Source organism: Terrabacter sp. 2YAF2 (assembly GCF_052114705.1).
Classification (GTDB): domain Bacteria; phylum Actinomycetota; class Actinomycetes; order Actinomycetales; family Dermatophilaceae; genus Terrabacter.
This window is the reverse complement of sequence record NZ_JBFRFG010000018.1, coordinates 36,793-49,979: the sequence shown is the minus strand read 5'-3', so window position 1 is coordinate 49,979 and position 13,187 is coordinate 36,793. Positions and strand designations below refer to the sequence as shown.

At 72.3% G+C, this 13,187-nt stretch carries 14 protein-coding genes; 7 read left to right on the top strand and 7 right to left on the bottom strand.

Features of this window, described 5'->3' with window-relative positions:
* Positions 1–76: 76 nt before the first annotated feature.
* Positions 77–520: a methylmalonyl-CoA epimerase gene (gene mce / locus AB4030_RS17710; protein WP_442280523.1), complete on the top strand. Its 444-nt coding sequence runs from the start codon at positions 77–79 to the stop codon at positions 518–520.
* Here mce and AB4030_RS17705 read toward each other — a convergent pair.
* Positions 500–1,753 carry a glycoside hydrolase family 15 gene (locus tag AB4030_RS17705; RefSeq protein WP_442280522.1) on the bottom strand — a complete coding sequence of 418 codons (1,254 nt, stop codon included), beginning with the start codon at positions 1,751–1,753 and terminating at the stop codon, positions 500–502. The two genes, mce and AB4030_RS17705, sit on opposite strands and share 21 nt — an antisense overlap.
* A 114-nt stretch (positions 1,754–1,867) precedes the next feature.
* Here AB4030_RS17705 and AB4030_RS17700 point away from each other — a divergent pair, with 114 nt between their 5' ends.
* Entirely contained in the window at positions 1,868–2,683 is an 816-nt protein-coding gene (locus tag AB4030_RS17700; RefSeq protein WP_442280521.1) for a polysaccharide deacetylase family protein, read from the top strand.
* Here AB4030_RS17700 and AB4030_RS17695 read toward each other — a convergent pair.
* The gene (locus AB4030_RS17695; protein WP_442280520.1) at positions 2,611–3,264 is read right to left on the bottom strand and encodes a DUF998 domain-containing protein; all 654 of its coding nucleotides are present in this window, start codon (positions 3,262–3,264) and stop codon (positions 2,611–2,613) included. The genes AB4030_RS17700 and AB4030_RS17695 overlap by 73 nt on opposite strands.
* Before the next feature lie 205 nt (positions 3,265–3,469).
* Between AB4030_RS17695 and ccrA the strand changes: the two genes are divergently transcribed.
* On the top strand, positions 3,470–4,810 hold the full coding sequence (gene ccrA / locus AB4030_RS17690) for a crotonyl-CoA carboxylase/reductase (protein ID WP_442280519.1): 1,341 nt from the start codon (positions 3,470–3,472) through the stop codon (positions 4,808–4,810).
* On the opposite strand, the gene AB4030_RS17685 is transcribed toward ccrA, so the two are convergent.
* Complete coding sequence (locus AB4030_RS17685) at positions 4,788–6,134, bottom strand: phosphoribosyltransferase family protein (RefSeq protein WP_442280518.1); 1,347 nt, start codon at positions 6,132–6,134, stop codon at positions 4,788–4,790. The genes ccrA and AB4030_RS17685 overlap by 23 nt on opposite strands.
* Before the next feature lie 170 nt (positions 6,135–6,304).
* Here AB4030_RS17685 and AB4030_RS17680 point away from each other — a divergent pair, with 170 nt between their 5' ends.
* Both AB4030_RS17680 and AB4030_RS17675 read left to right on the top strand, forming a co-directional pair.
* Positions 6,305–7,684: an AI-2E family transporter gene (locus AB4030_RS17680; protein WP_442280517.1), complete on the top strand. Its 1,380-nt coding sequence runs from the start codon at positions 6,305–6,307 to the stop codon at positions 7,682–7,684.
* Between the two features lie 59 nt (positions 7,685–7,743).
* A complete protein-coding gene (locus AB4030_RS17675; protein WP_442280516.1) occupies positions 7,744–8,250 on the top strand; it encodes a DinB family protein in 507 nt (168 codons plus the stop codon).
* A 25-nt stretch (positions 8,251–8,275) separates the two neighbouring features.
* Here AB4030_RS17675 and AB4030_RS17670 read toward each other — a convergent pair whose 3' ends face one another.
* A complete protein-coding gene (locus tag AB4030_RS17670) occupies positions 8,276–9,190 on the bottom strand; it encodes an NAD(P)-dependent oxidoreductase (protein WP_442280515.1) in 915 nt (304 codons plus the stop codon).
* Positions 9,191–9,304: 114 nt separating this feature from the next.
* Between AB4030_RS17670 and AB4030_RS17665 the strand changes: the two genes are divergently transcribed.
* Positions 9,305–9,883, top strand: coding sequence for an LmrA/YxaF family transcription factor (locus AB4030_RS17665; RefSeq protein ID WP_442280514.1), 579 nt, complete (start codon positions 9,305–9,307; stop codon positions 9,881–9,883).
* Between the two features lie 12 nt (positions 9,884–9,895).
* Here the strand turns inward: AB4030_RS17665 and AB4030_RS17660 are convergent, their stop codons facing one another.
* Both AB4030_RS17660 and AB4030_RS17655 read right to left on the bottom strand, forming a co-directional pair.
* Positions 9,896–10,204, bottom strand: coding sequence for a hypothetical protein (locus AB4030_RS17660; protein ID WP_442280513.1), 309 nt, complete (start codon positions 10,202–10,204; stop codon positions 9,896–9,898).
* Positions 10,205–10,220: 16 nt separating this feature from the next.
* Positions 10,221–11,999 (bottom strand): 3-hydroxyacyl-CoA dehydrogenase family protein, encoded by a 1,779-nt coding sequence (locus AB4030_RS17655; RefSeq protein WP_442280512.1) that lies wholly within the window; start codon positions 11,997–11,999, stop codon positions 10,221–10,223.
* Between the two features lie 85 nt (positions 12,000–12,084).
* On the opposite strand from AB4030_RS17655, the gene nucS reads away from it, so the two are divergent.
* Positions 12,085–12,780 (top strand): endonuclease NucS, encoded by a 696-nt coding sequence (gene nucS / locus AB4030_RS17650; protein ID WP_442280511.1) that lies wholly within the window; start codon positions 12,085–12,087, stop codon positions 12,778–12,780.
* Positions 12,781–12,837: 57 nt separating this feature from the next.
* Here the strand turns inward: nucS and AB4030_RS17645 are convergent, their stop codons facing one another.
* Entirely contained in the window at positions 12,838–13,185 is a 348-nt protein-coding gene (locus AB4030_RS17645; protein ID WP_442280510.1) for a hypothetical protein, read from the bottom strand.
* Between the last annotated feature and the right edge of the window lie 2 nt (positions 13,186–13,187).

Here is a 13,187-nt window from a genome sequence, read left to right as displayed (position 1 = left end):
GGGCCCTCGCCAAGCATGACCAAGCGCACACGGCATACGCACTCCGTATGCCGTCACGCCGCCCTACGTTGGGACCATGAGCGCCACTCCCGCCCCCCTCTTCACCCACATCGACCACGTCGGCATCGCGGTGCCCGACCTCGACGCGGCCATCGCGTTCTACGAGGAGACGTACGGCATGGCGTTGCTCCACCAGGAGACCAACGACGAGCAGGGCGTGCGCGAGGCCATGATGGGCGTCGGCGAGTCCGGCTCGTGCATCCAGCTGCTGGCGCCACTCTCCCCCGAGTCGACGATCGCGAAGTTCTTGGGCCGCAGCGGCCCCGGCATCCAGCAGCTCGCCTACCGCGTGGCCGACATCGACGCCGTGTGCGCGACGCTGCGCGAGCGTGGCCTGCGCCTGCTCTACGACACCCCGAAGCGCGGCACGAGCGACAGCCGCGTCAACTTCATCCACCCCAAGGACGCTGGTGGCGTCCTCGTCGAGCTCGTCGAGCCCTCAGGCCACGCCGGGCACTGACGCGTCGACACCGGAGCGCTGGGCGGCGAGCTCCGTCTCGGTCAGCACGACGAGGGCGGCGGTCCAGGCGAGAGGTGCCGGCCCGGCGGGGCGCCCGTCCGGGAGGACCTTCTCGGGGAGGCTGCCCCACGTCGTGCAGTGGCGGTCGAGCCACGTCATCCAGTGCTCGGCGACCAGGGGATGACCGGAGGCAGCGGCCGTGTAGGCGACCATCGCGGTCTCCGGGGTCCACGAGACGCCGTCGCTCTTCCACTCGACGCCGGGAGCCAGACCTCCCGCCTCGCGCTGGGCGAGGACGGGGTAGCGCTCCCAGGCACGCTCGGCGGCCTCGTCGCCGACGACGGCGAAAGGTGGCATGAGCATCGCGACCCCGGCATCGAGCCCTCCGGAGTGCCCGTGCCGCTGGTAGTCGGGGCCGAACTGCGCGCGGATCAGCGACCGCAGGGCGCGGGCCGCTCGACTCGCCCGGTCGGCCCGGTGCACATCCCCCTCGGCGACGTACGTGGCAGCGGCGGCCTCGAGCCCGGCCGCGAGCGGGGCCGCGGTCCCGAGGGTCACCTCGCGCTCCGAGACCTCCCAGTAGTCCGGTGATACCTCCGGAAGCCGCGTGCCTGCAGCCGTCTGGGCCATGACGAAGCCGAAGGCCCGGTCCCGCAGCGCCCGCAGCTCGGCGGGAAGGGTCCGTCCCGTCCCGGCCGTGCGGACCCGCTCGAGGGACCAGAGCACCCATCCGGCGCCGTCGCTCTGGCGAGGACGGTCGTCCGGCGGACCGGACCCGTCGAGCCGGTAGCGGGCCTCGAAACCGCCGTCGGCGCGCTGGACGCGGGAGAGGAAGCCGAGCACGCGTCGGGCGTCGGCGACGTGTCCGGTCTCTGCGTAGGCCGCGGCGACGAAGGCGGAGTCCCTCGGCCACGCGTAGGCCCAGGGTCCGTCGGGCCCGGCCGCGACCGCACCGTTGGGCTGGGTCAGACCACGGAGGTCACGCAGGGCCTGCGCCGTGGCCCGGGTGCGCGCACCCGCGGCCGGCACCGTCCCGTCGGCGAGCCAGATGTTCTCCTCCAGGGGGTCGATGAGCCGGCCGCCCAGCGTCGCCGGGCCGAGCACGGAGCTCGTGCGCCAGGTCGCGTCGTTGCGCAGGACCGGGAGGGGAAGGTCGTGCTCGACGAGCAGCGGGACGAGGCCGAGGCCTGCCGTCACCACGGCAGCGACGGCGCCCAGCACGGCACGTCGCACGTGCACCTCCCCTCGTTCCCGGCTCGACCTCACCGCCCTAGAGGGCGCCAGTGTGGCACGCACCGGGCCCGCTCGGCGCAGGATCGAGACGCCCTCCACGTAGCATCGGCTGCCATGGAGGTGACACGCCGTCAGGCCCTGACCGCGGCGGCCGGGGCGGCCGTGGGGGCGGCCGGAGCGGTGGGAGCGGTGCGGGTGAAGGAGCACCTCGACGAGTCCACCCCGCTGCCCTTCTACGGCAGTCCCGTCAGCGCGGTCCGGCCGGACCGGTCCCCACCGTCCGCAGCCGGGGCATCCGTCGTCTGGAGCGGCCCGGGCGACCGGCGCCGGGTCGCGTTGACCTTCGACGACGGGCCGCACCCCGACTGGACCCCGCGCGTGCTCGAGGCCCTCGAGGCCGAGGACGTGCCGGCCACCTTCTTCTGCCTCGGACGGAACGTCCGCGACCACGGTGACCTGCACCGCGGCAGCGTCGGACGCCACGAGCTGGCCAACCACACCTTCGACCACCCTGACCTCGGGCGCTACGACTGGTCGCGCTGCCGGGACGAGATCGAGCGCACGACCCAGCTCATGAAGAAGACGTACGGGATCGCTCCCACCCTCTTCCGGCCGCCCTACGGCCACCTCGGCGGGGCCGCCCTCCTGGCCGCCACCGAGGCCGGGCTGACGAGCGTGCTGTGGTCGGCCCAGGCGCGCGAGGACCTCGTGGCGGGTCGGCCGGACGGCATCGTCGACGACATCGCATCGCAGGTTCGCCCGGGCTCCATCGTGCTCGCGCACGACACGGGCTCGGACGACCGGCTCGTCACCATCGACCGGCTGCCGGCGATCATCCGCCGGCTGCGCGACGACGGCTACACGTTCGCCACGGTCTCCGACCTGCTGGCGACCAGCAGGGCCAGCGCCACGACGCCGAGCCACACGTAGGCCGGCCAGAGAGCAAGACGCTCGAGGCCGCCGACCCACGTCGGGCCACCGAGGCGCGCACCGAACGCAGCCGCAGCGGCGAGGGTGAGGGCGCCGACGAACGTGCCTGACCGGGCGACGGCCCGCGACACGACTCCCGAGCRCCGCAGGGCCTCCGCGGTGGCCAGGACGGCGAGGGGCTGGAGCACGAAGACGGGCAGGGCCACGACGACGTGCCATCCCGGCTGCTGGTCCACCGGCACCAGGCCGACGGCGGCAGCCGCGAGCGCCGAGACGACCCACAGCCAGACGGCAGTCCCTCCCCACGTCCCGGCGCCCAGCCTTGGCCGCAGGAGCAGGGCGCCGGATGCACGCAGCAGGCCGAAGACGACGAACGCGAGGTTCATCACCGCGTGTCCCGGTGAGCACACGTCGACGAGCGACCCCGCGTGGCCCGATGAGCACGTCAGCATCCCGAGCGCGCTGATCGTGTCGTCGCGCAGGGAGTATGCCGCCGAGGCACCGGCCGCCACGAGCAACTCGACGAGCACGTAGGCCGGCTGCACCAGCCAGCACCCCAGCCCTGCCGTGAGTCGTCGCACGCGCCGAACGTACCCGGCAACCGCGCCGCCCCACCCCGCCGACCCCCTGAACGGTCCTCGTGACCCAGGTCACCTGTGGTGGCCGTCTCAGAACGGGCTACCGGCGGGTCACGTCTCGCTACGTTCGGGGGCACACCGCGCTGGTTCGACACCGGTTCGACACGGTCTCGACCCACCAATGACGCTGCGACGTAAGGACCTTCACATGCAGGCCATCCGCGACGCCATCCTCTCCGGCGACCGCACCCAGGAGACCTACGCGAACATCGAGATCCCCGCGACGTACCGCGGGGCGACCGTCCACAAGGACGAGGTCGGCATGTTCGAGGGGCTCGCCACGCGCGACAAGGACCCGCGCAAGTCGCTGCACATCGACGAGGTACCGGTGCCGGAGCTCGCCCCCGGCGAGGCGCTCGTCGCCGTCATGGCCAGCGCCATCAACTACAACACCGTGTGGACCTCGATCTTCGAGCCCGTCTCGACCTTCGGCTTCCTCGAGCGCTACGGCCGCATGTCGGAGTTCTCCAAGCGCCACGACCTGCCGTACCACGTCGTCGGATCCGACCTCGCCGGCGTCATCCTGCGCACCGGCCCCGGCGTCACCAAGTGGAAGCCGGGCACCGAGGTCGTCGCCCACTGCCTCTCGGTCGAGCTCGAGGACGCCGAGGGCCACAACGACACGATGCTCGACCCGCAGCAGCGCATCTGGGGCTTCGAGACGAACTTCGGCGGCCTCGCCGAGCTCGCGATCGTCAAGGCCAACCAGCTGATGCCCAAGCCCGGCCACCTGACCTGGGAGGAGGCGGCCTCGCCCGGCCTCGTCAACAGCACGGCCTACCGGCAGCTCATCTCCAAGAACGGTGCCGCGATGAAGCTCGGCGACCGGGTGCTCATCTGGGGCGCGTCCGGCGGCCTGGGCTCCTACGCCACTCAGATGGCCCTCGCCGGCGGCGCCACCCCGATCTGCGTGGTCTCCTCACCCGAGAAGGCGCAGATCTGCCGCGCCATGGGAGCCGAGCTCATCATCGACCGCAACGCCGAGGGCTACCGCTTCTGGAACGACGAGGGCACCGAGCAGAATCCGCGCGAGTGGCAGCGCCTCGGCAAGAAGATCCGCGAGCTGACCGGCGGCTACGACGTCGACATCGTCTTCGAGCACCCCGGCAGGGAGACGTTCGGCGCCAGCGTCTACGTCGCGCGCAAGGGCGGCACCATCGTCACGTGCGCGTCGACGTCGGGCTACATGCACGAGTACGACAACCGCTACCTCTGGATGAACCTCAAGCGCATCGTCAGCTCGCACTTCGCGAACTACCGCGAGGCGTGGGAGGCCAACGAGCTGGTCAACCGCGGCCTGATCCACCCGACCCTGAGCAAGACGTACTCGCTCGACGAGGTCGGGCAGGCGACACTCGACGTCCACCGGAACGCCCACCAGGGCAAGGTCGGCGTGCTGACGCTCTCCCCCGAGCCCGGCCTCGGGGTCACCGACCCCGGGAAGCGCGCCGGCTTCGAGTCGGCGATCAACCGCTTCGCCGACCAGTAGCCTCCCCGGCCCGGCCCTCGGCCAGGTGGCGCACGAACCAGGCGCGGGCCAGCAGCGCGGCCTGCGCGAGGGTGCCGGGCTCCTCGAAGAGGTGGGTCGCGCCGGGAACCATGGCCAGCTCGCTGGTGCACCCCGACAGGTCCTCCCGCGCCTGCCGGTTGAGCTCGAGCACCACATCGTCCGCGCCCCCGACGACGAGCAGCGTCGGGACGCGGACGTCCTTCAGGCGCGGGGCGGCGAGGTCGGGGCGACCACCACGGGACACCACGGCCGCCACGCGGGCGTCGGGCTCGGCAGCGGCCCACAACGCTGCGCCGGCGCCGGTGCTCGCCCCGAAGTACCCCACCCGGCACGCCGCGGTGTCGTGCCGGGTGCCCAGCCAGCCGGTCGCGAACCCGAGGCGACCGGCCAGGAGCGGGATGTCGAACACCTTGCGACGGTCGTGCTCCTCCTCGGGGGTCAGCAGGTCGAGCAGCAGCGTGCCGAGACCGGCGGCGTGGAGCACGTCCGCGACGTAGCGGCTGCGGGGGCTGTGCCGGCTGCTGCCGCTGCCGTGGGCGAACACGACGACGCCCGAGGCGCCCTGCGGCACCCGCAGGTGTCCCTCGATCGCCACTCGACCCGCCGGGATGACGACGTCCTCGTCGGTGTCCCCGTCCGAGCTCCCGACCGCATCGGGCAGGCGGAACCGGCGGTCGGCCTGCTCCAGCAGCGCGATGACCTCGTCGTCGGTCGTCGGCGAGAAGTCCTCGTAGTGCGCCCCCACGGCCCTGAAGTACCTCGGCGCCGACACGCACACGACCGTCTCAGCCTCCGGCAGGTGCCCCAGGGTGTCCGCCGGGGCGACCGGGACAGCCAGGACGACGCGTCTGGCCCCGAGCTGCCTGGCCACGAGGCAGGCCACCCGTGCCGTCGATCCCGTCGCGATCCCGTCGTCGACGACGACGGCCACCCGGCCGCGCAGGTCGACTCGGGGCCGCCCGCGCCGCAAGCGCTCGACCCGGGCGTCGAGGACTGCGCGCTCGCGGCCTTCGACGGCCTCGAGCTCGTCGTCGGTGACCCGGGCACGCGCCACCATGGCGCGGTCGACGACCCTCAGCCCGCCTTCTCCGATGGCGCCCATGGCGAGCTCCGGCTGGAAGGGCACACCGAGCTTGCGCACGACGATCACGTCGAGGGGGGCCCGGAGCCCTTCGGCGACGACAGCCGCGACGGGCACGCCTCCCCGGGGCAGCCCCAGCACGACGACGTCCTCACCGCGGAGGAAGTCCAGCTTCCCGACCAGGTGCCGGCCCGCGTCGAGCCGGTCCTCGAACACGAGCATGGTGACCTCCCTGGCTCGGACACCGAGCGGCGGAAGCGCAGGTCGCGCGACAGCACAGCCACCCGCCGGCTACGCGTGTCTCCCACCATCGTGGCCCGAAGGCCGAGCCCCGGGTCAGAGACCTTGGTCCCGAAGGGTCGCGCGGCAGCACCTGACGTAGGCTCGCGACCGTGAGCATCTGGGGACGCTGGGCGCGCTACCGCCGCACCCAGCGCGCCCGGATGGACGAGTTCCGGGCTCGTGACCTCGGCTTCGGCGCGCCGGCCTCGCGGGCGCAGTACGACGAGCCCGCCGCGTCCGGCGACCGGGCATCCGAGCCCGACCTCATCGCGAGCACCCTGCCCTTCGCCCCGGGGCCGTTGGACGAGGAAGTCGCCGCGTCGCCCGCGTCGCCCGCATCGCCCCCAGCGGATGCCGCGCCCCCGGCACCCCCCGGGCCCGGCGCCCCCAGCCGTGACGACGGCAGGAAGGGCAAGGACAAGCGCCGTGACTTCGGCCCCAGCGGCACGCCGTTCAACCGGCAGTCGCCGTTCTACGTCGGCTTCGTCGGCGCCGTCGGCGTGCTCACGGCCTACGCCGTCGTCCAGTCCGTCGGTCGTCTGGGCACCGTCATCACGCTGCTCGTCATCTCCTTCTTCCTGACGCTCACGCTCAACCCGCTCGTCGAGGCCCTGACCCGCCGAAACCTGCGCCGGGGCTGGGCCGTGACGATCGTCTTCCTCGGCGTCCTCGCGGTCTTCACGCTCGTCGGGTGGGTCGTCATCCCACCTGTCGTCGAGCAGGGCAGCGAGCTCACGACGAACGCACCCCGGATGTTCGACAACCTCCTGGCCAACCCGTGGGTGCAGGACGTCGACCACCGCTACCACCTCGTCCAGCGCATCCAGGAGGAGGTCAACAAGCGGGTCGCCGACGGCAACCTGTGGGCCGGGGTCTTCGGCGGCGTCCTCGACGCCGGCAAGCTCATCGCGACCGGCGTCTTCAGCGCCCTGACCGTCCTCGTCCTGACCCTCTACTTCCTCGCCTCGTTCCCGGCCGTCAAGCAGGCGGCCTACGCGGTCGTCCCGGCGAGCCGGCGACCACGCACCATCTCCCTCGCCGAGGAGGTCATGCGCCGGGTCGGGGCGTATGCCATCGGCCAGGTGGCCGTCGCGGCCATCAACGCGTTCTGCGCGTGGATCATGATGAGCCTCATCGGCCTCAAGTTCGCCGCCGTGCTCGCCGTCGCGGTGGGCTTCCTCGGGCTGGTGCCGATGGTCGGTGCGACCCTCGGCGCGTCCGTCGTCGCGATCGTGGCGTTCTTCGACGAGCCCAAGAAGGCGCTCATCGTCATCATCTACTTCATCGTCTACCAGCAGATCGAGAACTACGCCGTCATGCCGCGCATCATGCAGCGGACGGTGGCCGTGCCGGGCGCCGTCACCGTCGTCGCCGCCCTCGCGGGCGGGGCGCTCCTCGGCATCCTCGGCGCGCTCCTGGCGATCCCCTTCGCCGCCGGCGCCCTGCTGCTCTACGAGGAGGTGCTCGTCCCGCGCCAGCGACGGCACTAGTCGTATGCCGTCGCCCCCGTGACGCGCGCGCCTCGGGCCGTCGTGGCAGGCTCTCCTCCATGACGCTGCCCCCGACGTTCGCCGAGGACGTCATCGACCAGCCGGCCCGCGTCCAGCTCGAGGTCTTCCTCGACGAGCACCGGACGGCCCTGCGCGACTCGCTCGACGGGCTCACCGAGCAGGAGACCCGTCGGTCGCTCGTTCCCTCGGCGACGACGCTGCTCGGCCTGGTCAAGCACGCGACGTTCGTCGAGAAGGTGTGGTTCGACGAGGCGGTGAGCTGTCGGTCGCGAGCCGAGATCGGCATCCCGGCCACCCCGGACGAGTCGTTCGTCCTCGACGACGGCGACACCGTGGCCTCGGTGCAGCAGGCGCACCGAGAGGCGTGCGATGCCTCGCGCGCGGCCACGGCCGGGCTCGGGCTCGACGACCTGCTGCAGGGCAACCGCCGGGGTCCGCTGCCGCTGCGCTGGGTCTACTTCCACGTGCTGCGCGAGCTCGCCCAGCACTGCGGGCACGCCGACATCCTGCGGGAGCAGGTGCTCGCGGCCCGACCCGCGGGCTAGCGCGAGCCGGGGCACCCGGTCCCCGTCAGCCGCCGTGGCGCACCGGGGCAGGCTGCCGTGTCCGGGCGATCCCGTCGCGGTGCTCCAGGGCGGTCACGACGGCGACCATGTCGAGAGCCCCGGCCCCGGAGTCCTCCGTCGCCCGGAAGAGCTCACGGGTCACGTCGAGCAACGGGCTCGCCGCGCCGGCCGACCGCGCCGCCTCGGCCACGAGCCGGGTGTTGGTGTGGACGTCCCGGACGGCGGCCTGCGCGTCGAAGTCCCGCGCGAGCAGCTTGGCGAGCTTCAGGGTCGAGACGGCGCTCGCCATCGGCCCGGAGTCCAGGACCTGCTGGAAGGCGGTCAGATCGAGGTCGAGGGCGGCCGCGAGGTGGTAGGCCTCCGCGAGCCCGGCGACCATGGTGCAGAGGTAGAGGTTGACGGCGAGCTTGGTGCCGAGGCCGGCCGGCACGGGTCCGCAGCGCACCACCGTCCGGCACATCCCCCGCAGGAGCGGCATCACCTGTTCGACCGCCTCCTCGGCACCGGCGACGAGGCCCACGAGCTCGCCACGCTCCGCGGGGACCCGGGACCCGGACACGGGTGCCTCGACGTAGCGACCGCCGGCGGCCACGACGTCGCGCTCGAGACCCGCCGAGAAGGTCGGGGACGTGGTGCCGAGGGCGACGACGGTCCGGCCGCTCACCATGGCGTCGAGCTCGGGCGTGCCGCGCCGGAGCACGGTGTCCACGGCGAACTGGTCGGCGAGCATCAGCAGCACGACGTCGCACTCGGCGAAGACGGCCGCCGGCGAGTCCAGGACTCGCGCGCCCTGCCGTGCCAGCCGCGCCGCCGCCTCGGGTGACCGGTTCCACACGGACAGTGGGGTCCCCGCCCGCAGGAGGTTCGTGGCCATGGGACCACCCATGATGCCGAGACCGATGAAGCCCACTCGTCCCATGACGTCCTCCTCACTGCCCTGCCGGCGATTATGACGACTGTCATAGTCGCTCTCGGATCATGACACATGTCATAGTTCAGGGAAAGCCGTCGACGCAGAACCAGGAGGCCGCCGATGTCGGACGGACCGGTCGGACACCGCGAACGCCTCGTCTACGAGACGGCGCAGCAGCTGCGACGGGCGGGCGTCACCGCCACCGGGCTGCGTCACGTCGTCGCCGAGGCGGGGGCGCCCCGCGGCTCGCTCCAGCACTACTTCCCCGGCGGCAAGGACCAGCTCGTCGCCGAGGCGCTCGAGTGGTCCGGCTCGTGGGCCGCCGAGCGTGTCGTCCGGCACCTCTCGGGCATGCGCCGCCCCTCCCCCAGCCGGCTCTTCACCGCCATGCTCGACGACTGGGCGGCGGAGCTGCACGCCCGCGACTTCGAGCGCGGCTGCCCGGTCGCCGGCGCCGTCGTCGACTGCGCCGACACGAACCCGGCCGTCCGACAGGCGGCCTCGGCCGCCCTGGAGACGTGGCGCCGGCCGATCACCGAGGCGCTCGTGACGATGGGTCGGACCCGACGGCGCGCCGAGACCCTCTCGACCCTCATGCTGTGCGCGCTCGAAGGGGCCCTCGTCCTCGCCCGGGCGCAGCACGACACCGCTCCGCTGCGCCTCGTCGCCCGCGAGCTCGCACCGCTCCTCGACGCCTGAGGCCGCCCGACCTCAGCGGTAGGAGTTGCCCGGCGGCCGGGCGTCGCGGCGCTGCCAGCAGCCCGTGTGCCAGTGGCGCCGGTCGCCGAGGCCGCCAACGCCCTCGGCGGGCCACACGACGACGTGCGGCAGTCCGGGCGGGATGTCCTGCTGGCACCCCGGGCACAGGTAGTCACGCGTGGCGGACGCCCCGCTGACGGAGCGCACGGTCCAGCGCGTGCCGGCATACGACTCCTCCCGCGTGGAGCCGCCCTGGATCCGTGTCACGTCGAGCGGCACGTGCTCACGCGCGTGCTTGCTGGGACGACGACGCGAGGGCATGTCCCAAGGGTAGGTGTCAGGCGTAGGTGCGGAAGCCGCGCCCCGTCTTGCGCCCGAGGTAGCCGGCCGTGACGAGGTGCTCGAGCAGCGGGGCGGGCGCGTAGCCGCGCTCGCGGAACTCGAGGTAGAGCTCGCGCTCGATGGCGAGTGACACGTCGAGACCGACGACGTCGAGCAGCTCGAAGGGGCCCATCGGCAGGCCGCAGCCGGTCTTCATCGCGGTGTCGATGTCGTCGGCCGTCGAGTAGTTGGCCTCGAGCATCTTGACGGCGTCGTTGAGGTAGGGGAAGAGCAGGGCGTTGACGATGAAGCCGGCGCGGTCGCCGCACGTCACGGGGTGCTTGCCGACCGTCTCGCACAGGGCTCGCACGGTGGCCACCACGTCGTCCGCCGTCGAGACCGTGTGCACGACCTCGACGAGCTTCATCACCTGGGCCGGGTTGAAGAAGTGCATGCCGATGACGTCCTGCGGGCGCTTCGTCGCGGCCGCGCACTCGACGACGGGCAGCGAGCTCGTCGTCGTCGCGAGGATGGCCCCGGGGCGGCAGATCTCGTCGAGGTTCTCGAAGAGGGCGCGCTTGACCTTCAGGTCCTCGACGACGGCCTCGACGACGAGGTCGATCTGAGCGAGGTCCTCGAGGCGCGTCGTGCCGCGCACCCGGGCGAGCGCCGCGTCGCGCTCCTCCTCGGTGGCCTTGCCGCGCTGGACCGCCTTCTCGAGGCTCTTGGCGAGGGCGGTGCGCACGGCCTCGACCTTGGCTTCGCTGCGCGCCACGAAGGTCACGTCGAGGCCCGCCTTGGCGAAGACCTCGACCATCCCGGTCGCCATCGTGCCCGATCCGACCACGCCCACCGTGCGGATCGGACGCGTCGCCACGTGGGCGCCGTCCTGCGCCCGAGGGGTCAGCGCGTCGTCGACGACCGCCGAGCTGCCCGGCGCGGCATACGTGTAGAAGCCGCGACCGCTCTTGCGGCCCCTCAGGCCGGCACTGACCATCTGCTTGATGATCGGGCTCGGCGCGTGCAGCCGGTCGCGGCCCTGCTTGTACATCGTGTCGAGGATCTCGTAGGCCGTGTCGAGCCCGATGAGGTCCATCAGCGCGAGCGGGCCCATGGGGTAGCCGCAGCCGAGCTTCATCGCGGCGTCGATGTCCTCGCGCGTCGCGTACTTGCTCTCGAACATCGCGACGGCGTGGTTGAGGTAGCCGAAGAGCAGGGCGTTGGCGATGAAGCCGGCCTTGTCGCCGACGATGACGGGCTTCTTGCCGAGCCGCTCGGCGAGCGCCTTGACCTCCTCGAAGATCTCGTCGCTGGTGATGACGGTCTTGATGACCTCGACGAACTGGAGCACGGGAGCGGGGTTGAAGAAGTGCATGCCGACGACGCGCTTGGGGTTGATCGTCGCGACCGCGATCTCGGTGACCGGCAGCGAGCTCGTGTTGGTCGCGAGGATCGCGTCGTCGGAGACGATCGCGTCCAGCTTGGCGAAGATGTCCTTCTTGAGGTCGAGGTGCTCGGGCACGGCCTCGACGACGAGCTGGCACTCCTTGAGGTCGGCCATGTCGCTCGTGAACTGCACCCGGGCGTGGAGGCCCGCCTGGTCCTCGGCGCCCAGCTTGCCGCGGGAGACGGCGCGGTCGGTCGAGTGCTGGAGCACGCCCCGGCCCTTCTCTACCGCCTCGTCGCTGACCTCGACCGCGACGACGTCGATGCCGTTGCGCGCGAAGACCTCGACGATGCCGGCACCCATGGTGCCGAGTCCGATGACGCCGACCTTGGTGAACTCTCGAGCCATGGGCGAAAGTCTCGCAGAGGGTGTGCGCCGCCCACACCCGCCCGGGGCGTGACGCTCCCCACGCGACCTCCTCTAGGGTGGACCGGTGCGTCTCGTCATAGCCCGGTGCAGCGTCGACTACGACGGGCGCCTCACGGCCCACCTCCCGCTCGCGACCCGCCTGCTCGTCGTCAAGGCCGACGGCTCGGTGCTCGTCCACAGTGACGGCGGCTCCTACAAGCCGCTCAACTGGATGTCGCCGCCCTGCACCATGGCCGAGGCCGAACCCGACGACGGCCAGGCCGCCGAGGGGGTCGTCGCCGTCTGGCGCGTCCAGCACGCCAAGAGCGAGGACCGCCTGACCGTGCACATCCACGAGGTGCTCCACGACTCGGCGCACGAGCTGGGCATCGACCCCGGCCTCGTCAAGGACGGCGTCGAGGCGCACCTGCAGAAGCTCCTCGCCGAGCACATCCACACGCTCGGCCACGGCTGGTCGCTCGTCCGGCGCGAGTACATGACCGCCATCGGCCCGGTCGACATCCTCGCCAAGGACTCAGGCGGCACCAGCGTCGCGGTCGAGATCAAGCGCCGCGGAGAGATCGACGGCGTCGAGCAGCTGACCCGCTACCTCGAGCTGATGAACCGCGACCCGCACCTCGCGCCCGTGACCGGCGTCTTCGCCGCACAGCAGATCAAGCCGCAGGCGCGCACCCTCGCCGAGGACCGCGGCATCCGCTGCGTCGTCCTCGACTACGACGCTCTCAAGGGCATCGACGACGCGGAGTCACGCCTCTTCTGAGCCCGTCACGGGCGTATGCCGTGTGCCCGGCGCGGGCGGCCACGACCGGGTGACGCGTCAGGACAGGCCCTCGATCGGCTGCCGGGTGGTGCCGTCCGCGTCGACGAGCAGCAGGACGGGGTCGGTGTCGTCGCCACCGCGCACGACGACGACCGTCTCGCCCCGGTGCCGGTCGACGAGCTCCTCGAGCCCCGGAGAGCCGTCGTGCAGGTCACCGTGACCGAGGTGGGAGGGGACCCCGAGGTCGTCGGCGAGCGACTCGACGGGGCCCGTGTCGGGGACGTCGTCGGCGGCATACACCGCCTGGATCTTCTCGAGGTGGACGGCCGACGCGAGCCACGCGACGTCCGTGAGGCCCGGCGGGTTGACGACGACGAGGCGCGCGGCGCACTGCAGGTCGCTCATAC

Bases quoted from the DNA above. Each gene is read 5' to 3' on its own strand.
- mce (WP_442280523.1), top strand. From the start codon at position 77: ATGAGCGCCACTCCCGCCCCCCTCTTCACCCACATCGACCACGTCGGC.
- AB4030_RS17700 (WP_442280521.1), top strand. From the start codon at position 1,868: ATGGAGGTGACACGCCGTCAGGCCCTGACCGCGGCGGCCGGGGCGGCC.
- ccrA (WP_442280519.1), top strand. From the start codon at position 3,470: ATGCAGGCCATCCGCGACGCCATCCTCTCCGGCGACCGCACCCAGGAG.
- AB4030_RS17685 (WP_442280518.1), bottom strand. From the start codon at position 6,134: ATGCTCGTGTTCGAGGACCGGCTCGACGCGGGCCGGCACCTGGTCGGG.
- AB4030_RS17675 (WP_442280516.1), top strand. From the start codon at position 7,744: ATGACGCTGCCCCCGACGTTCGCCGAGGACGTCATCGACCAGCCGGCC.
- AB4030_RS17670 (WP_442280515.1), bottom strand. From the start codon at position 9,190: ATGGGACGAGTGGGCTTCATCGGTCTCGGCATCATGGGTGGTCCCATG.
- AB4030_RS17665 (WP_442280514.1), top strand. From the start codon at position 9,305: ATGTCGGACGGACCGGTCGGACACCGCGAACGCCTCGTCTACGAGACG.
- AB4030_RS17660 (WP_442280513.1), bottom strand. From the start codon at position 10,204: ATGCCCTCGCGTCGTCGTCCCAGCAAGCACGCGCGTGAGCACGTGCCG.
- AB4030_RS17655 (WP_442280512.1), bottom strand. From the start codon at position 11,999: ATGGCTCGAGAGTTCACCAAGGTCGGCGTCATCGGACTCGGCACCATG.
- AB4030_RS17645 (WP_442280510.1), bottom strand. From the start codon at position 13,185: ATGAGCGACCTGCAGTGCGCCGCGCGCCTCGTCGTCGTCAACCCGCCG.